General features: G+C 58.8%; 15 protein-coding genes. 5 read left to right on the top strand and 10 right to left on the bottom strand.

Features of this window, described 5'->3' with window-relative positions; translation table 11 throughout:
• The first annotated feature begins 289 nt into the window (after window positions 1–289).
• Together QN377_RS09490 and QN377_RS09485 are read left to right on the top strand one after the other, a co-directional pair.
• Window positions 290–1,003, top strand: a complete 714-nt coding sequence (locus tag QN377_RS09490) for an autoinducer binding domain-containing protein (protein WP_094999368.1) — start codon at window positions 290–292, stop codon at window positions 1,001–1,003.
• A 152-nt stretch (window positions 1,004–1,155) separates the two neighbouring features.
• Window positions 1,156–2,280 (top strand): methyltransferase, encoded by a 1,125-nt coding sequence (locus QN377_RS09485; RefSeq protein WP_094999369.1) that lies wholly within the window; start codon window positions 1,156–1,158, stop codon window positions 2,278–2,280.
• Window positions 2,281–2,460: 180 nt separating this feature from the next.
• Here QN377_RS09485 and QN377_RS09480 read toward each other — a convergent pair whose 3' ends face one another.
• Genes QN377_RS09480 through QN377_RS09470 form a run of 3 tightly spaced genes read right to left on the bottom strand, consistent with a single transcriptional unit; the run spans window position 2,461 to window position 5,136 of the window.
• Window positions 2,461–2,628 (bottom strand): DUF2474 domain-containing protein, encoded by a 168-nt coding sequence (locus QN377_RS09480; RefSeq protein ID WP_016779358.1) that lies wholly within the window; start codon window positions 2,626–2,628, stop codon window positions 2,461–2,463.
• Window positions 2,629–2,685: 57 nt separating this feature from the next.
• Complete coding sequence (gene cydB, locus QN377_RS09475; protein WP_095018389.1) at window positions 2,686–3,693, bottom strand: cytochrome d ubiquinol oxidase subunit II; 1,008 nt, start codon at window positions 3,691–3,693, stop codon at window positions 2,686–2,688.
• 3 nt (window positions 3,694–3,696) lie between these two features.
• The gene (locus QN377_RS09470; protein ID WP_094999371.1) at window positions 3,697–5,136 is read right to left on the bottom strand and encodes a cytochrome ubiquinol oxidase subunit I; all 1,440 of its coding nucleotides are present in this window, start codon (window positions 5,134–5,136) and stop codon (window positions 3,697–3,699) included.
• Between the two features lie 392 nt (window positions 5,137–5,528).
• Here QN377_RS09470 and QN377_RS09465 point away from each other — a divergent pair, with 392 nt between their 5' ends.
• Window positions 5,529–6,758, top strand: coding sequence for an MFS transporter (locus QN377_RS09465; protein WP_094999372.1), 1,230 nt, complete (start codon window positions 5,529–5,531; stop codon window positions 6,756–6,758).
• A gap of 102 nt (window positions 6,759–6,860) precedes the next feature.
• On the opposite strand, the gene QN377_RS09460 is transcribed toward QN377_RS09465, so the two are convergent.
• Window positions 6,861–7,298: a DUF4879 domain-containing protein gene (locus tag QN377_RS09460; RefSeq protein ID WP_094999373.1), complete on the bottom strand. Its 438-nt coding sequence runs from the start codon at window positions 7,296–7,298 to the stop codon at window positions 6,861–6,863.
• A 210-nt stretch (window positions 7,299–7,508) separates the two neighbouring features.
• Between QN377_RS09460 and QN377_RS09455 the strand changes: the two genes are divergently transcribed.
• Together QN377_RS09455 and trmA are read left to right on the top strand one after the other, a co-directional pair.
• Window positions 7,509–8,804: an NCS2 family permease gene (locus tag QN377_RS09455; protein ID WP_094999374.1), complete on the top strand. Its 1,296-nt coding sequence runs from the start codon at window positions 7,509–7,511 to the stop codon at window positions 8,802–8,804.
• A complete protein-coding gene (gene trmA / locus QN377_RS09450; RefSeq protein WP_095018391.1) occupies window positions 8,801–9,889 on the top strand; it encodes a tRNA (uridine(54)-C5)-methyltransferase TrmA in 1,089 nt (362 codons plus the stop codon). The genes QN377_RS09455 and trmA overlap by 4 nt, the downstream gene beginning before the upstream one ends.
• Window positions 9,890–10,007: 118 nt before the next feature.
• Here the strand turns inward: trmA and QN377_RS09445 are convergent, their stop codons facing one another.
• From QN377_RS09445 to QN377_RS09420, 6 genes are all read right to left on the bottom strand, one after another.
• Window positions 10,008–11,294, bottom strand: coding sequence for a TolC family outer membrane protein (locus tag QN377_RS09445; protein WP_095018392.1), 1,287 nt, complete (start codon window positions 11,292–11,294; stop codon window positions 10,008–10,010).
• A gap of 29 nt (window positions 11,295–11,323) precedes the next feature.
• Window positions 11,324–12,652, bottom strand: a complete 1,329-nt coding sequence (locus QN377_RS09440) for an HlyD family type I secretion periplasmic adaptor subunit (protein WP_095018393.1) — start codon at window positions 12,650–12,652, stop codon at window positions 11,324–11,326.
• Entirely contained in the window at window positions 12,649–14,394 is a 1,746-nt protein-coding gene (locus QN377_RS09435; RefSeq protein ID WP_095018420.1) for a type I secretion system permease/ATPase, read from the bottom strand. Before QN377_RS09435 ends, QN377_RS09440 begins: the two co-directional genes overlap by 4 nt.
• A 149-nt stretch (window positions 14,395–14,543) precedes the next feature.
• Window positions 14,544–15,173, bottom strand: a complete 630-nt coding sequence (locus tag QN377_RS09430; RefSeq protein WP_095018395.1) for a heme acquisition protein HasA — start codon at window positions 15,171–15,173, stop codon at window positions 14,544–14,546.
• Window positions 15,174–15,275: 102 nt separating this feature from the next.
• On the bottom strand, window positions 15,276–18,047 hold the full coding sequence (locus tag QN377_RS09425) for a TonB-dependent receptor (protein ID WP_095018396.1): 2,772 nt from the start codon (window positions 18,045–18,047) through the stop codon (window positions 15,276–15,278).
• Between the two features lie 128 nt (window positions 18,048–18,175).
• Complete coding sequence (locus QN377_RS09420) at window positions 18,176–19,177, bottom strand: FecR family protein (protein ID WP_254925879.1); 1,002 nt, start codon at window positions 19,175–19,177, stop codon at window positions 18,176–18,178.
• Window positions 19,178–19,195 lie beyond the last annotated feature (18 nt).

Here is a 19,195-nt window from a genome sequence, read left to right as displayed (position 1 = left end):
GCATCCAGCCGCAACGCAAACACCGCCCGGACTGCAGCCGGAAAGATAGCTTTGCATTGAGCTTTTGGATCCGGTGCCGTTGAACCCACGCAACTGCTATATAGAAACACCCGAAAACGTATAAATAGATACTGTTATTACATGAGCACCCACATCTACAACTAACAAAGTTTTCACATACCAACCCCTACTTTCGAATAATTAGCATTATTCGAAACAGCACCTAAAATCTTCTTAACGGGCTATCTCACAACACCGCTTACTTACTGCCGGGCCGCAGGAGCGCCTTATGACCGCACATCATTCAATCAGTAAAAACCATTACCTTTCTTGCATAAGCGAGGCTGAACTTTGTTCAAACACACTCAAACGAATAGAAGAATACGGCTTTGACTTTTTCTTCTTTCGAATGATTCCTCGCCTTGGAAACATCACAACGAATAGCAAAGTAATTACAAACTATCCAAATGATTATGTCGATAGATATGAAAAAGGTCACCTCTCGCAAAAAAACCCTCTGCTGACCCACTGCCAGTTATCGATCCTGCCCATTATCTGGAGTTCTGATGTCTTTCGTGAGACGCCTGACCAGTGGAGAGCCACGCAAAACTGCGGGCTGACCTATGGCTGGTCGCAATCGGTACACGACCCCAATGGCGCTGTGAGCATGTTGAGCCTCGCCAGAAAAAGCACGCCAGTCACCGAGGACGAGTTTTCAGATAAGGCTGCCAATGTGTTGTGGCTCTGCAACCAACTGCACAGTGCCATGCTCGAGCGCTGCCACCTTCATCACCGGCTGGAGATTCATATCATCCGCCTGTCTTGTCGCGAGCTGGAGATATTGAAATGGACTGCCGAAGGTAAAATCGCTTCCGACATCGGCATGATTCTGGGCCTGAGCACCCGTACCGTGAACTTTCACATCAGCAGCGCCATGAAAAAACTGGGGGCCAACAACAAAACCTCCGCGGTGGTCATGGCGGCCAAGTCAGGCCTGTTGTAGGCCTGCCCTGCGCAGCAGCAATAAACCCATCAGGTAATCTTCGGTAAAAAAAAGTAAAATCACCGCCACCTGTAAAACCCACGGACGCTTCTGCTTGCCAGACGCCCTCAGGGGCAGGCCATGCAACAGTTGATTCCTCAGAGTTTGTATAAATGCCCGTGCTAGAAAGCCCTTTCGCCCAACTTCGCCTGATCCGCCAACCCGAGCAGCAGAACGAGCCCTTGCAGGCCTTTGATGCGGCGGATGAGTATTTGCTTAATCACTTGGCCGAACAGGCGCTGCCCGCAAACAGCCGGGTGCTGGTGCTCAATGACAGCTTTGGGGCCCTGGCGATCAGCCTGGTGGGCACAATGCAGGTCACCAGCAGCAGTGACTCCTTCCTGGCCATGCAAGCGCTGGAAAAAAACCTGGTGCGCAACGGCCATGCCTACGATGCGGTCTCGATCATTCCGGCCAGTGAACCACTGGCAGGGCCATTCGACTGCGTGCTGGTACGCGTGCCGAAGACCCTGGCCTTGCTTGAAGAACAACTGATCCGCCTGCAAGGTCAGCTGGCACCGGGTGCCCAAGTGATCGCGGGCGCGATGGTCAAGCACCTGCCGCGGGCTGCTGGCGATTTGCTGGAGCGTTATATCGGCCCGATGCATGCCTCGCTGGCGGTCAAGAAGGCCCGGCTGCTGATCGCCACAGCACAGGGCCTGGGACCATTTACCTCGCCCTACCCTACCCGCTATCGACTGGACAAGCCGGCCATCGAGCTGCTCAACCATGCCAACGTGTTCTGCCGCGAAGACCTGGATATCGGTACCCGGGCGTTTCTGCCCCACCTGCCGAAAAACCTGGGCTCGGCCCGGGTTGCCGACCTGGGCTGCGGTAACGGCGTGCTCGCCATTGCCAGCGCACTGGCCAACCCGCAGGCGCAGTACACGCTGGTCGACGAGTCGTTTATGGCCGTGCAGTCCGCCCGGGAAAACTGGCAAGCGGCCCTGGGTGATCGCGAAGTGACAGTGCGGGCCGATGACGGGCTGGCGAGCCAGGCACCGGACTCACTGGACGTGGTGCTGTGCAACCCGCCGTTTCACCAGCAACAGGTGGTGGGGGATTTTCTGGCCTGGCGCATGTTCCAGCAGGCGCGTGAAGCGCTGGTGGTGGGCGGAGCGCTGTATATCGTCGGCAATCGCCACCTGGGCTATCACAGCAAGCTGGCCAAGCTGTTCCGTGGCGTCGAGCAAGTGGCCGCCACGCCCAAGTTCGTGATCCTCAAGGCGCGCAAGTAAACCTGATCCTTGCAAGCCCCTTGTGGGATCGGGCGTGCCCGCGAAAGCGCCGACTCGATTGAACCGACAAGCGCGCAGCGCCTGTATCGCGAGCAGGCTCGCTCCCACAGAAGACAGTACAAAAAAAAACCCGCCGAAGCGGGTCATAAAACCGTAGCCGCAAGGCAACGGGATGGGAAGTCAGTGGCTTTTCATGCCTGCCGCCGTCATGAACATGCGGATCAGCCAGGCAAATACTGCCAGGGTGGCCACACTGCCGGTCCAGATCACCAGCAGCCAGCCTATGCGTTGCCATAAAGGCTTCTTTTCGCATTCTTGCACGTCGTGTAGATAATCCTTGCCAGCCATGTGGGGCCTCCTCTTGGGGAAAAGGCTGTGGCCCTCAGGCCACAGCGGCACTTGCTACTAGTGATAACCGTCTTCGTGAGTCACCTTGCCGCGGAACACGTAGTAGCTCCAGAAGGTGTAGCCCAGAATGAACGGGATGATAAACAGGGTGCCCACCAGCATGAAGCCCTGGCTTTGCGGCGGTGCCGCCGCGTCCCAGATCGAGATCGAAGGCGGAATGATATTCGGCCACAGGCTGATGCCCAGGCCGCTGTAACCCAGGAATATCAGCACCAGGGTCAGCAGGAACGGCGTGTAGTGGGCCTTGCGCGCGATTGCTTTGAGCAGACCGTACATGGTCACCAGCACCAGGATCGGCACCGGCAGGAACCAGAACAGGTTAGGCAGGGTAAACCAGCGGGCCGCGATGTCTGTGTGGGCCAGCGGCGTCCACAGGCTGACAATGCCCATCAGCACCAGTACGGCCAGTGCCAGCGGGCGACCCAGTTTGTGCATGCGCTCTTGCAGTTCGCCTTCGGTCTTCATGATCAGCCAGGTGCAACCCAGCAGGGCGTACGCCACGATCAGGGCAATACCGCAGAACACCGTGAACGGTGACAGCCAGTCCAGCCCGCCACCGGCGTACTGGCGGTTGACTACCGGCAGGCCATCAATAAAGGCCCCCAATGCCACGCCCTGAAAGAACGTCGCCACCAGCGAACCGCCAATAAAGGACTTGTCCCAGATATGGCGTTTTTCCGGGCGTGCCTTGAAGCGGAACTCAAAGGCCACGCCGCGGAAGATCAGGCCCATCAGCATCAGGATCAGTGGCAGGTACAACGCCGACAGCACGACCGAGTAGGCCAGCGGGAAGGCACCGAACAGCGCCGCGCCGCCCAGTACCAGCCAGGTTTCGTTACCGTCCCAGACAGGGGCGACCGTGTTCATCATCACATCGCGATCTTTCTCGCCCTTGATAAAGGGAAAGAGGATGCCGATCCCCAGATCGAAACCATCCATGACCACATACATCATGATCCCGAAGATGATGATGATTGCCCAGATAAGTGGCAGATCAATACCCATGACTCAATTCCCCTTCGTCAGGCTGTCGCTGTGGCCTTCATCTGTACCCTCATGGGCTGCAGACAGAGGACGGGCAGGCGTGCGTTGCTGGCCTGGGCCACCGTGGGTTTCGTCATCGCCTTCGTGGGTGATCGGGCCCTTGCGTACCAGACGCATCATGTAGCCCAGACCTACACCGAACAGCGAGAAATACACCACGACAAACATGACCAGCGTGATGCTCATTTGCGTGACGCTGTGGTTGGACGAAGCATCAGCCGTGCGCATCAGCCCGTAGACCACCCACGGTTGACGACCAATCTCGGTAGTAAACCAGCCCGCGAGGATCGCGATCAGGCCCGATGGCCCCATCCACAGCACCAGGCGCAAGAACCAGCGGTTCTCGTAGAGGGTGCCGCGTTTCCGCAGCCACACGCTCCACAGGCCGATAAAGATCATCAACATGCCCAACGCAACCATGATGCGGAAGGTGAAGAACACGATGGTCGAGTTCGGACGATCCGCTGCCGGATAGTCCTTCATGGCCGGGATCTGCTTGTCCAGACTATGGGTCAGGATCAGGCTGCCCAAGTATGGCACCTCGATCTTGTAGTCCGTGGTCTCGGTTTTCATGTTGGGAATGCCGAACAGAATCAGCGGCGTCGGTTCACCCGGCTTGTTTTCCCAGTGACCTTCGATCGCGGCGATTTTCACCGGCTGATACTCAAGGGTATTCAGGCCGTGGGCGTCACCAATAAAGGCCTGCACCGGCGCAACCACCAGGGCCATCCACATCGCCATCGAGAACATGCGACGAATGGCCGGTGTATTGCGACCGCGCAACAGGTGCCAGGCGGCCGAGGCACCGACGAAAAATGCCGTGGCAACAAAGGCGGCCGTGGCCATGTGCGCCAGACGGTAAGGGAACGACGGGTTGAAAATCACCGCCAGCCAGTCCACCGGAATGACTCGGCCATCGATGATTTCAAAACCTTGCGGGGTCTGCATCCAGCTGTTGGAGGCCAGGATCCAGAAGGTCGAGATCAGTGTGCCGATGGCCACCATGACGGTCGAGAAAAAGTGCATCCCGCGACCGACGCGGTTCCAGCCAAACAGCATGACCCCCAGAAAACCTGCTTCAAGGAAGAATGCGGTGAGTACTTCATAGGTCAGTAGCGGCCCGGTAACAGCACCGGCGAAGTCCGAGAACCTCGACCAGTTGGTACCGAACTGATAGGCCATGACCAGGCCCGACACCACGCCCATCCCAAAGTTGACGGCGAATATCTTCGACCAAAAGTGGTACAGGTCGCGGTAGGTGTCGTCACGGGTTTTCAGCCACATGCCTTCGAGCACCATGAGATAACTGGCGAGACCGATGGTAATGGCGGGAAAAAGAATGTGGAACGACACGGTAAACGCGAACTGAATTCGGGCGAGATCGAGAGCCTCCAAACCGAACATAAGTCTTCCTCTATCAGGTATCAGGTCGTTGAGGACCCGAGCGTCGCGCCCGGATCCAACTTCCCCGCAAGCCATGGCCGCTGCGAATCGCTGCTCGCTTTTTAACCACAACAAAAAGGGATCTGGCCGACTGGCCACTCAGACAAAACCGGAGAGGTTTTGATCTGGATCAAGCATGGTGGAAAGAGTAGTCCATTCCTGACACACGGCTAATGTGGTTTGTTGTCGCGTGACACGATGCCTCAGCCCTTGATATAGACCGTTGCAAGAAGTGCAGGGAATCGCAGAAATCCCTTATCAGGCTCCCGGAGATCATGATGTTTTGAGTCATTATTTGTTACAAAACAGTGATAATCTCGGCCTCCCCCACCCCTTCAGCACGATCCTCCCACATGACCAGCCAGCCCCTTCTGCTACGCCATCACCGACCCTTTGTGGCCTTCTGGTTTGCCCGCATCTTCACCGCCAGTGCATTTCAGATGCTGACAGTGGCCATCGGCTGGAACCTCTATCAGCTCACCGGCAACGTGATGGACCTGGGTTGGGTGGGCTTGATCGAGTTCGCTCCACGCCTGCTGTTCATGCTGCACACCGGGCATGTGGCCGACCGCTATGACCGCCGCAGGGTGGCCGCCGTGTGCCAGTCACTGCAGGCGATGATTGCCCTGACACTGGCCATTAGCAGTGCCAGCGACCATATCACCCGGGAAATGATCTTTATCCTCGCGTTTTTGCTCGGCGCGGCCCGCTCCTTCGAAATGCCTGCCACCCAGGCGCTGCTGCCTTCCATCGTGCCAGTTGAGCTGTTTCCCCGGGCCGTGGCGGCGGCACAAGCGGCACAACAATCGGCAACCATCGTCGCACCGGCGTTTGGCGGCCTGTTGTATGCCTTTGGCAGCGTGTGGGTGTATGGCCCGAGCGTGGCGCTGTACCTGATTGCGGCACTGCTGATGAGCAACCTGCCAGCCCGTCAGTTGCCGTTGAACAAGGCCAAGGCCACGCTGGACTCATTGCTGGCGGGCATTCGTTTTATTCGCAGTCGCCCGGACGTGCTGGGCGCTATCTCCCTGGACCTGTTTGCCGTGCTGCTGGGCGGGGCCACGGCGCTGCTGCCGGTGTTTGCCAAGGATATTCTGCTGACCGGCCCCTGGGGTCTGGGCATGTTGCGTTCGGCACCGGCGATCGGCGCCTTGCTGATGTCACTGTGGTTGGCCAGATTCCCGGTGGAGCGCAAGGTGGGGCGCGTGATGTTCACCGCTGTGGGGGTCTTCGGCGTTGCCACCATCGCCTTCGGCCTGTCGACCTCGTTCTGGTTTTCATTGGCGGTACTGGTGGTACTCGGCGCGGCGGACATGATCAGCATGGTGATTCGCGCTTCGTTTGTGCAACTGGAGACTCCGGACGAGATGCGTGGCCGGGTGAGCGCGGTTAACGGTCTGTTTATCGGCGCGTCCAACCAGTTGGGGGAGTTTGAATCCGGGGCCACGGCTCACTGGCTGGGCACAGTGCCTGCTGTCGTGCTGGGCGGCGTCGGTACGCTGGTTGTTACCGGGCTGTGGATAAAACTGTTCCCGGGGCTGGCCAATCGGGACCGGATGGTGGAAGAGCGCAATACCCTCTAGATATTCTGTTCCCGATCAAGCCCTTCCGTGGGAGCGAGCCTGCTCGCGAAAAGCGTTCGCGAGCAGACTCGCTCCCACGGCGGAGGTTTTCTGTAGCCGCTGCTACCTTATATATAGCTTCACACCCAGCCGATTGTGCGGCGGTACCAGCGAACTGTTACTGAACTCGAACCAGCCACCGTTCTTGTTACCCAGATCAAAGGTGTACAAGTGCCCCACGGTGGTGCCTGAACCGTTACAGGCCACCAGCCCCTCGCCCTGATTGCATACCGGCGCCCGTACGCCATCCACTTCCTGGCCGTCCAGAGTCACATTGGGCTGGCCGCCATAACCGCGTTCCAGCACATAGACCTTGATATGGGGGCCGTTATGGTCGCAGCGGGTCTGCTCGCGACCATCGGACACATCCTCCACCGCACAGGAAACAGACGCTACCTTGAGGATCTCGACAGTGCTCAAAGGCATGGCAGGCGCAGCGCTGACAGCGGCACTTATAAAGAGGCCAAAACAGGCTGAAACAGGTTTGATGAAGTGCTTCATGGGTCCCTCCGAAAACTGGCACGCAGTATGCCTGCCACATCAAGGTTATAAAACATGGCCTCGCAAGGTAACCAAAGCAGCCATATCCACGAGCTGCTGGTATGATGCGCGGCTTTTTCCGACAGACAGAAAATCTTCAGGCGGTCCGCGTCTGTGCTTTGCTGTTGAAAACGATTTAATCACGGCGCATTTGGCGCCACGGGGACTGGCATGCTGGAAAGGCTGTTTCAACTCAAAGCACACAACACCAATGTGCGTACCGAGATACTTGCGGGTATCACCACCTTCCTGGCGATGGCCTATATCCTGTTCGTAAACCCGAGCATCCTCGGTGAAACGGGCATGGACAAGGGCGCCGTGTTTGTTGCCACCTGTCTGGCGGCCGCCATCGGTTCAGCCACCATGGGCATTATCGCCAACTACCCGATTGCACTGGCACCGGGCATGGGCCTGAACGCCTTTTTCACCTACACCGTGGTGCTGCACCTTGGCCATACCTGGCAGGTCGCGCTGGGCGCAGTGTTTATCTCGGCAGTGCTGTTCTTCCTGCTGTCGATCTTTCGCATCCGCGAATGGATCATCAACAGCATCCCGCTACCGCTGCGCTCGGCCATTGCCGCCGGTATCGGCCTGTTCCTGGCGCTGATCGCCCTGGGCAACGCCGGTATCGTGGTTGCCAACAAGGCTACCCTGGTAGGTATGGGCGATCTGGCTCAGCCAAAAGTGATCCTCGCCTCCCTGGGCTTTGCCCTGATCGTGGCCCTTGAAGCGATGAAAGTGCGCGGGGCGGTGCTGATTGGCATCCTGGCCGTGACCATTGCCTCGATTGCCATGGGCGTGACCGATTTCGGTGGTGTCGTGTCGATGCCGCCCTCCCTGGCTCCGACCTTCCTGCAGCTGGATATCAAAGGCGCGCTGGATATCGGCCTGATCAGCGTGATCTTTGCCTTCCTGTTTGTTGACCTGTTCGACAACTCCGGCACCCTGATCGGCGTTGCCAAGCGCGCCGGGCTGATGGGCAAGGACGGCCACATGCCGAAAATGGGCCGCGCCCTGATCGCCGACAGCACCGCGGCCATGGCCGGTTCGCTGCTGGGCACTTCGACCACCACCAGCTACATCGAGTCGGCAGCGGGCGTGAGCGCCGGTGGCCGTACCGGCCTGACCGCCATTGTGGTTGGCATCATGTTCCTGCTGGCGCTGTTCTTCTCGCCATTGGCGGCCAGCGTTCCAGCTTTCGCCACCGCGCCTGCGCTGATGTTCGTGGCCGTACTGATGATGAGCGGCCTGGCAGAAATCGAATGGGACGACGTAACTGTCGCCGCCCCGGTGGTAATCACCGCCCTGGCCATGCCGTTCACCTACTCCATCGCCAACGGCATCGCCTTCGGCTTTATTTCCTGGACCGTGATCAAGCTGCTGTCGGGCCGCGCCCGCGAGTTGAATGCACCGCTGATCATTTTGTCGGTTCTGTTTGTGGTCAAGCTGGGTTGGTTTAACGCATGAGTGCCTTGCCGTTTGATTCTGCTACCTACGCCGTTGAGCTTGAAGCCAAGGCCAACCGTCTGCGTGAGCTGCTGGCGCCCTTCGATGCGCCTGAGCCGCAGGTGTTCGACTCGCCGCTCAAGCACTTTCGCCTGCGGGCCGAGTTCCGTCTGTGGCGCGAGGGTGGTGAGCGTCACTACGCCATGTTTGCCCAGGACGACAAGCGCACACCGATCCTGATCGAAGACTTCCCGATCGCCAGCCTGCGCATCAACCAACTGATGCCCCAGCTCAAGGCTGCCTGGCAAGCCAGTTCGGCCCTGAGCCACAAGTTGTTCCAGGTGGAGTTCCAGACCACCCTGGCAGGCGATGCAATGGTCACCTTGTGCTATCACCGCCCGCTGGACGAGCACTGGCAAACCGCCGCCGAGCAGTTGGCCAAAGACCTGGATATCAGCGTGATCGGTCGCTCCAAGGGCAAACGTGTTGTGATTGGCCGCGATCATGTAGTCGAGAAGCTGGAAGTGGCAGGCCGCACCTTCACGTATCAACAGCCTGAAGGCGCGTTCACCCAGCCAAACGGTACGGTCAACCAGAAGATGCTCAATTGGGCATACGACGCACTGGGCGAGCGTTCGGATGATCTGCTGGAGCTGTATTGCGGCAACGGCAACTTCACCCTGCCGCTGGCTACCCGTGTGCGTAAGGTACTTGCCACCGAAATCAGCAAGACGTCGGTATACGCCGCGCTGAACAACCTGCGCGACAACGCTGTGGATAACGTCACGCTGGTACGCTTGTCGGCCGAAGAGCTGACCGAAGCCCTGAACGAAGTACGTCCGTTCCGTCGCTTGCAGGGCATCGACCTGAAAAGCTACGAGTTCGGCAGCGTCTTCGTCGACCCGCCTCGCGCGGGCATGGACCCGGACACCTGTGAGCTGACCCGCCGTTTCGACAACATCCTGTATATCTCGTGCAACCCGGCGACATTGGCCGAGAATATCGCCCAACTGCACGATACTCACCGTATCCAGCGCTGCGCGGTATTTGACCAGTTTCCGTGGACGCACCATATGGAATCGGGTGTGTTGCTGGTTCGTCGGTAAACACAGGTTCTGATACACCGTGTCGACCGAATCGCGAGCAAGCCCGCTCCCACAGGATCAGCGCAATACCTGTGGGGGCGGGCTTGCCCGCGATGGTAAGGCCGCAATATGGCCATGTTTAATGGGCCCGAAAATACCCCGCCACCTGCCGCAAATCCCCCTCGTTTAATACCCCCGCGTAATACCTGAGCTGTACCCGTGCCAATAAATACGCATAGCGTGCCTCGGCCAGATCCCGCTTGGCACTGAACAACTGCTGCTCGGCATCCAGCACATCCAGATTGACCCGCTCGCCGCCACTCACGCTTTTCTGCGTCGCCTGCACCAGGGCACCGGCGGACTCCACCGCCATTTCATAGGCCCGCACCTTGGCCGCAGCACTGCTATTGAGGTTGTACTGCTTGCGCAGGTCCACCAGCGTGCTGGCTGTTTGCGCGTCCAGTTCATACTGGGCCTGGGACAATTGCCGCGCGGCCTGGCGGGTCGATGCCGACACCGATCCCCCCGCAAACAACGGCACGGTGAGCTGAATGCCGACACTGTTGGTGTCGTATTTCTGGTTATAGGTACTTTCGGAGTCAGAACTGGTCTGACGGCTGCTGGCATACAAGCTGAGTTTGGGCAGATGCCCGGCGCGCTTGCGCTCCACCTCGTACTCGGCCGAGGTCAGCGCATGCTGCTGCGAGGCCAGTTCCGGGTTATTGGCCAGGGCCAGCTCGCGCCAGCTTTCAAAGCGCTGCGGCTCCAGCGGCGCAATCGCAAAGTGCGCCGCCAGCGGGGCCAGTTGCCCGATCTGCAACGGCTCGCCAAGCATCGCCTCCAGCTCCCGCAGGGCTGCGTCCTGATTGTCTTGCGCCTCGATTTCTTCGGCCACCGCCATGCTCAGGCGCGCCTGGGTTTCCAGCACATCTGTGCGGGTGCCCTCGCCGCCCTTGAGCAATCGCTGGTTAAGCTGCAAACGCTCGGCAAAAGCACGCTTTTGCGCACGGCTCAGTTCAATGCGCTCCTGTGCCAGCAAGGCCTGGCTATAGGCATTAAGCAGCCGCACCGCCAGATACTGGCTTTTGCTGCGAAAGCGTTCATCAGAAAACAACGCCTGCGCCGCGCCCTGGCGGAATCGTGCGTAGGCTTCGTAGTCCAGCAGTGGTTGCTGCAAGGTCAAGGTTGCCGCATAACTGCGGTAGTCGCGATCGGTCCGGGTGCTGGCCTGGGTGACTTCAGACTCGTTGCGTGAGTTGTTGTAGTTCCACGACAGGGTCGGCAGCAACGCGGAGCGGCCAAGGGCGCGGTTCTCCTCACCGGCGGCACGCTCTTCGATGGCGGCCTGGAAGGTCGGGTCATTGCGCACGGCCAGATCGTAGGCGTCCAGCAACCCCAATGCCTGCACCGGCCCCGTGCACACCATCAATAATCCACATACAAACTGGCGCACGGTCATTCTTCCACCAATGCCATGTGAGTACGGTCGAGCAGCGGTTTGAACAGGTAATTGAGCATCGAGCGCTCGCCCGTGCGCACAAATGCCTCAACCGGCATGCCCGGGCGAATCTGCAACCCTGCCAACTGGGCCATGCCTGCTTCAGTGACCTGGGCACGCAGTGTGTAAAACGGCTCGTCCGTGCGTTCATCGACCTGGCGATCCGCCGACACCAGCATCACTTCCCCCGCCACCCGCGGCGTGGTGCTCTGGCTAAAGGCCGAAAACATCAGCTCCACCGGCAACCCGGCGTGCACCTTGTCGGCCAGCTCGACCGGCACCCGGGCCTCGACCAGCAGGGGCTCGCCCTGGGGCACGATTTCCATCAGCGCCTGACCGGGCTTGATCACCCCACCTTCGGTAAACACATCCAGGCCCACCACAATCCCGGCCACCGGCGCACGCAGCTGGCTGTTGGCCAGTTCAAACTCGGCCGACGCCAGCCGATTGCGCAGGTCTTCAGTGCGAACCCGGGTATCGGCCAGTTGCGTACGCACTTCCTTTTGATACTCCTCGGCCAGTTGCCGAATTTTCAGACGCATCTCCAGCACTTGCCGCTGCAATTGGCCGATGCGACCGTAGTCTTCACTGATCGAACCCAGCACCTGGGCGTACACCCGCTCGCTGTCCAACAGGCGATTGCGCGGGATATAGCCTTCACGGGCCAGCTCACGCAAACCTTGTAACTGCTCGGCCAGGGCCGTGCGCTGCAGCACCTTGCTAGCCTGGGAGTCACGCACCCCACGTAACTGCGCCTCGGCGCCCGCGATGCTTTCATCGATGCCTTGCTGATCCAGCAGCAACGCCTGACGCCGGCTATCGAACAATTGCCGTTGCAAAGCCAGATTGGACGCCACCTCCGGCTCGCTCGCCAATGCCGTCAACTCGGTGGGAAAGCTCACACTGGCCACACCGTCGCGCTCGGCATTAAGCCGCGCTTCACTGGCCAGCGAGCCATAAAACTGGCTGCGCAAGGATTGGGCCTGACCCAGCAGCGGGGTTTCCTTCAAGCGAATCAGTACCTGGCCTGCGACCACCTTGTCGCCGTCGCGCACATCGATGCGCTCAACAATCCCGCCGCTGGGGTGTTGCACCACTTTGCGATGGCCCGAAACCATCACCTTGCCCGACACCGCAACGCCCTTATCCAGCGGTGCCAATGCGGCCCAGCCGAGAAATCCGAGAAAGCCGCCGAGCATCAACAACCAGCCCAGGCGCGCATATCGGGTGTCATCCAGTTGCAGCACATTGCTGTCGCCAACGGCCTTGGCATTTAACTGCGTCATGCTTTGTTCGCCTCTGCCGTGCCGAGCCGGTAGCTCACGTTCATCGCCGGCTTGGGCGCCGCAGGTTTAACTGCAGCGGGCGCGCCGAGCACCTTGGCCGTGGGGCCAAAGGCTTGTAGCTGGCCTTCGCGCAGGATCAACAGTTGGTCGGTGAGGGTCAGCACATTGGGTTTGTGGGTGATCAAAATCAGGGTTCGCTTGTGCTGTTTGAGCTGGGTAATGGCCTGCAACAAGGCCTGCTCCCCGGCTTCATCGAGGTTGGAGTTGGGTTCGTCGAGCACGATCACCGCAGGCAGACCGTACAGCGCGCGGGCCAGGCCGATGCGCTGCTTCTGCCCGCCGGACAAACCAGCGCCACCCTCGCCCAGGCGCGTTTCATAACCGTCGGGCAATTGCAGAATCAGCTGATGCACACCCGCCAGTTGCGCGGCGGCCAGTACCTTGTCGGCATCCACCTCGGCAAAGCGTGCGATGTTTTGCGCGATGGTGCCGGCAAACAGCTGAATGTCCTGGGGCAAATAACCCAAGTGCGGGCCAAGCTGGTGTTTGTCCCACTGCGACAGCTCGGCACCGTCCAGCCGCACCTTGCCCGCCAGCGGCTGCCATACGCCGATCAGCAGCCGGGCCAGGGTTGACTTGCCGCAACCAGAAGGCCCGATCACCCCCAGCACCTGCCCGGCCGGCAGGGTAAAACTCAGGTTGGCCAGGGTGGCGCGACGGGTGCCGGGCGCACTGGCGCTCAATTGCTCCATCGCCAGCTCGCCCCGTGGCGCGGGCAAAGCCATGCGTTGCGCCCGAGCCGGATAGCTGTGCAGCAAGGCTTCGAGACGCTGATAGGCCAGCCGCGCCGAACTCCACTGTTTCCACACGCCGATCAACTGATCGATGGGGCTCAACACCCGGCCCATCAGAATGGAGCCGGCAATCATCATCCCGGCCGTGATCTGCCCCTGCACCGCCAGCAAGGCACCGAGGCCAAGCACCAGGGATTGCAGGGCCAGACGCACGCCCTTGGACCAGGCACTGACGGTGGCGGTTTTTTCGCTGGCCAGATTCTGCTGCGCCAAAAAGGCCGTGTGCTGCGCCAGCCAACGCCCGCGCAAGGTGTCGAGCATGCCCATGGCTTCAATGGCCTCGGCATTGCGCAGATGCGCGCTGGCCTGCTGGGTGGCCTGCACCGACAACTCGCTGGCGGCCTTGAGCGGCGCTTGGGAAACGTGTTGATTGACCCACGCCAGAATCATCAACAGCACCGCGCCGCCCAGGGCCAACAGCCCCAGCCAGGGGCTGAACATAAAGATCACAAACAGATACACCGGAAACCACGGCGCGTCGAAAAACGCGAACAGCGCATTGCCCGTCGCGAACTGGCGCAGGCTGGTGAGGTCATTCAACGCCTGCGCTGCTGCCGGACTGCCGGTGCGCAATTGTGCTTCGAAAGCGGCGTCGTAGACGCGCTGATTCAAGCGCATGTCCATCTGCGTGCCGAGGCGGATCACCACCTGGCTACGCACCCACTCCAACGCCCCCATCAGGCCAAACAGGCCGAGGATCATCAGCGTCAGCATCAACAGGGTCATTTGATTGCCCGATGCCAACACCCGGTCATATACCTGCAGCATGTACAGGGCCGGGGCCAGCATCAGTAAATTGATCACGGCCGAGAACAGGCCGATATTGAAAAAAGCACGTTTGTAGGCCGTCAAGGCAGCCAGCATCTCGTTGGCTTTGGGCCGGGTCATGGAAAGGTTCCGAGGATATGGGCCGAAAACCCTGTGGGAGCTGGCTTGCCTGCGATGCAAGCGGCGCGGTCTGACTGCCAGACCATGCCGATGCCATCGCGGGCAAGCCCGGCTCCCACAGGATTAGAGTTCACTGAGGTGGGCGGGAGTTACGCCGCCAGTGCCCAGTCCTGAGCCACATCCAGCACGCCCACCAGGCTGATATCAGCCGCCAGTGGTGCATCGGCGTGAGCCAGGCCAGCTGCCGCCAGTTGGTCGAAGGTTGAATCGGTGCTCAGGCCGAACCCGCTCAGCAGGTTGTTGAGCACGCCTTCCAGACCCGATACGTCGCCTTTCATCAGGCCGTAGATCACGTCCTGAACAGCGTTGCCCGCACGGCCGGCATCGCTGGCGGCAGACAGGTCGAGGCCGTTGAAGGAGGCGGTGTAGTCGCCCAAGGTAAAGTCGCTGCCCTTACCACCGCCAAGCACTTCACCCAACTGCACGTTATCCAGGTTGCCCCACAGGTAGTGGTTCATGTTGTCGCCCGCAGACAGTTTCGGGTTAAACACGTAGTTCAAACCATTATCCGTATTGCTCTCAGCCACAAAGGCGTATTTCGAACCATTGGCACCCTGAGTTGCATACTGCTCGCCTGTCATTGCACGACCACCGGTGTTGAAACCACCGGTATTCACTGTGCCATGATCGGCAGTGCGGAAACCGGTCGACCATTCGCTTAACACATCCTTAACCGAAATATCGCCGTACAGAGAGTTGTAAGTTACTGAGATAGTCATATTTACTTTCTTCCATTGATAGATTTAGTGACAACCTGCACACGTCTCCGTGCTTTTGCTCAATACGAGCAAAATCTTTAACAACGACAGAATCGCTGTTTTTTAAAATTTGTATTCGAGCATTCCGCTCAATGTACGACCCCGAGCCAAACTCAAGTTATTGGCATCGCCCATGGCAACGAAATATGCCTCATCAGTGGCGTTCTCCAGCACTAACGTGAGGTTCACATCATTAGTGGGCCAGTAACTGGCATACAGGTCATACACACTGTACTTAGGCCAGGTCGCTTGCTCGATACTGTAATAGTTATGGGCATTCATATCGGCACCGTTACCGCGGCTATAGCGCAAACGAATACCCGTGTCCAGGCGTCGCTCCAGAAAGCGTGCACCAACGGTTAAAGATCCCCGGTCTGCGGGCATATGCGCCGCGCTGCCCATGATCCCGCCGCACGCGACGTAGCTGTTGCTTTTATCATCATCCAGGTACTCATACTCGCTCACTTTTCTAAAGCCCATTGTCCCATCCGGCTTTACATAACGCTCCAAATAACTCTTCAGGATTTTTCCGGCTTTTTTGGCGCCCCCAAGATAGTGATCATTTGCACAAAAATCGTTAGCACCAATCATATGGGTGTAGCTTAAATTGGTATACGCACGCCCCATATCATAGTTGAGCTGATACTCAAGCCCCCTAAAACGGGTATCATTCAAGTTATTAACGTATGCCAGATCACCAAAATTATTTGATGCTTCAGGCAGCGCGATACCGTACTGCATAAACGTAAAGTTCTTGATTCGGTTATCAAAATAAGAAACCTTCATACCCAGACGGTCATTATTAAAAAATAACGACTCTTTAAATATATTGAAGCCGACTTCCCAGTCTCTGGATTCCTCTGCCTTGAGAAAGGGGTTTGGGAACACCCGTTCAGGGGCATTGCCGCCATGAGGCCGCCCCGTCATCAATACTTCGGTCACCGCCGGTGGGCGCCATCCCTTGCCCCAACGTGCATACAACTGAAGCCAGTCCACACCCGGCTTGATCGCAAGACCGAACGTCGGTGAAAACTGGCCGCTCTCTTCGTCCAGGTCGTAGGTATCTTCGACACGCTTTGCCGGATCCAGATTAACCACCGGCACACCATTCTCATACCGAATGATTTCTTGACGATACAGCGTCATCCCCGTCTTGCCTTCAAGACGATAACGGTCATAGCGCAAGCCACCATTGAGGGTCAGCCAGTCGTTGTAGTTGTACTCCAGATTGCTGAACAGGCTGGCCATAGTGCGTTTGCCAGAAGGGTCGGCACCATCAACATAAGGTTTTACCGCTTCACTCAAGGCCGCAACTTTATTGCTCTTTGGCTTGAAGTTGTCCTGGTACATCTCCAGGCCATAATTCCAGGTCAAAAGACCGTAGGAATCGAAGTTGAAGCGTGATGTATTCTCGCCTTGCAGCCCCCAGGTATCGGTACGGAAATAGTCCTTGTACGGGTCGTAGTTGTTCCTTACTTCGCTCGTCTGGTGCCCGGCGTTGGAACGCACCAGTTCAGTGGTGACGTAATACAGCTTGGCCTTGAAATCGATCAGTTCGTTGTCGGGATTAAAACTGTAGTCCAGCCCGAAGTTGGCGGTGCCCAGATTGTTCTTGCTGTGGCGGACGTACTCATAGTCCGTCTCGTTGTTGATCGCGTAGGTCCATGAATCATTGCTGTCGCTGTCGGTATTCAGATAGCTCAGTTGCACACGCTGATCATTGGGCAAGTTGAGGCCGAACTTGACCATCTGCGATCGCGTCACGCTGCCTGCATCCCCCACCTCATTGTTCAGCCAGTTGTTCCAGGCTTCGCGGCGAGTTTTTTTGACGCGGATTTCATCCCCCAGGTTGTCAGCGTTTTGCCGGCCACTACGGTAGTTGCCGAAGTGTCGTTCACTGTAGGCAAACAAGGCATCGCCAATGTCGTTTCCAATGGCGAACACTCCACCACCGTTGAAATAAGTACCGTTACCCAATTCACCGATACCGCTACCTGCCCGGATACGTCCGCCGAACTCTTTGCCATCTTTCAAAAAATCACTGGCTTCGATGGTTTTAAAGGTGGCGATCCCCCCGAGTACTGCAGCACCGCCCATGCCCGACTGAGTGCCTTTATCAATTTCAATACTTGAGATCATCTGCGGATCGATCAGCATCACGCCGTTGCGATGCTGGTGACCATTGACGCTGAAGTCCTGGCGCATGCCATCAACGTTCATGTTGACCCGGCCATAGTCCTGAAGACCTCGGATATTGACCGACAAGCCTGGGTCGCGTTGGTCTACTGCGGTGTAGACACCGGGGGTTTCTTCGAGCATGTCGGCTGTGTGGCGGGGGGCGCGCTTGTTGATTTGCTCGCTGGTAATCACGGACACCCCTTCAGGCGTCTGATAAACCCAATCCGCCGTATTACCCTCACTGGCCGTCACCGAGGTGGTGCCCAGGGCCAGGGCGCCGTTGTGTTCGCCGCTGACGCGGGTCAGGGTGATCTGGCGCTCGCCGGTAAAGCGATATTCCACCGGGTTGTTGCCCAGCAAGCGCGCCAGGCCTTCCTGCACGCCAAGGTCGCCATTCAGCGCCACGGAGCTCAGGCCGCGCAGCATCTGGCTGTCAAACAGCACTTGCAGGCCCGCCTGTTCGGCGAAGATCAGCACGGCCTTGTCCAGCGGCTGGGCCGGAATATGGAAAGCAATAAATTCTTGCTGAACGGCGCTGCTGATCTTATTTGCGGCCTGCACCGGCATTTGCGCCGCCAACAGGGCGAAAATCCCGACATGAACTGCAAAGGCTAACCGACTTGCGGATTGCACCCCTTTGCGCTGACTACCCATCATTTTTATTTTCCCCAGGCTTACGAGCTGCTTTGCGAATGAATCTCAATAGCAAGACGTAAGATGGGGGAAAAGTCAGTAAAGGTTTTTGCGATTAATTTTCAAAAAGCGCTGCAGAGCTTTGTGGTGGCTCAATACACCAGGCTCACGCCCGCCAGTTCGACGCGCTGCACCTGCAACTCCTGGGTAAGGGTGTGCAGGGCGCTGTCGAGCATTTCGAGGCGGAATACGCCGCTGACCTGTCGACTGGCCAGGGCCGGGTTGGCCAAGATGATCTGGCCGGGGCGATAGCGGTTGAGCTGCTCGATCACATGGCCCAATGGCTGGCGGTCAAATACCAGCACACCACGGCGCCAGCTGGTGGCTGCGCTCAAGTCGAAACCGGGCAGTTTTTCTACACCCTGCGCTGCGCTGTAGCGGGCGCTCTGGCCCTCCTCAAGGGTTTGCTGCGCTGCGCCTTGGGCCGGCGGCGTTTGCAGGCTCACGGCAACGCTGTGTTGCAGCACGCCGACCCAGGCCTGATCGCGGCTTTCGCGGCCCACCACAAATTGCGTGCCCAGCGCTCGGGTGCGCCCGCCCGCACTTTGCACCACAAAAGGCCGGGTTTCGGCTTCGCCCATGGGCGCCACGTCAAACACCGCCGAACCCGCCAGCAGGCTGATACGCCGCTCGCCAGTGTCGTAGTCGATGCTGATGGCACTGGAGGCATCCAGCTGTACCGAGCTGCCGTCGTCGAGCTGAACCGTGCGGATTTCTCCCGCACCTGTGCGGTAGTCGGCCTGCATCTGTACCAGTATCGTCGGGCCGCTAAACCAGCCAACTGCGACTACCAACGACAGCACTGCCGCACGTCCGGCCCAGCGCAACGGCCGTCGACGTCGGCTCACCGGCGCAGGTCGGGCTTCTGCTGGTCGCTGGCGATGGGCAACAGGTCGCGGCTCCAGCGCCAAATCTCCCAGCGCTGCCCAGGTCTGCTCGGCAAAGCGCAAGGCCTCTGGATGGCGCTTATCGGCCGCCAGCCACTGCTCCAGCTGCGCCTGCGCCTCCTCGCTCAACGCACCCGCGTGCAGACGCACCGCCCACTCGGCGGCCGCTTCAGTAATGCTCTGCTGTTCGGGGCCTTGGCTCATCAGGTGTGAATCTCTATTTCT

Origin of the sequence: Pseudomonas sp. CCC4.1, from assembly GCF_035019225.1 — a bacterium.
Taxonomy (GTDB): Bacteria; Pseudomonadota; Gammaproteobacteria; order Pseudomonadales; family Pseudomonadaceae; genus Aquipseudomonas; species Aquipseudomonas bubulae.
The sequence above is the reverse complement of the archived record's forward strand: the minus strand, read 5'-3'. Positions and strand labels throughout refer to the sequence as shown.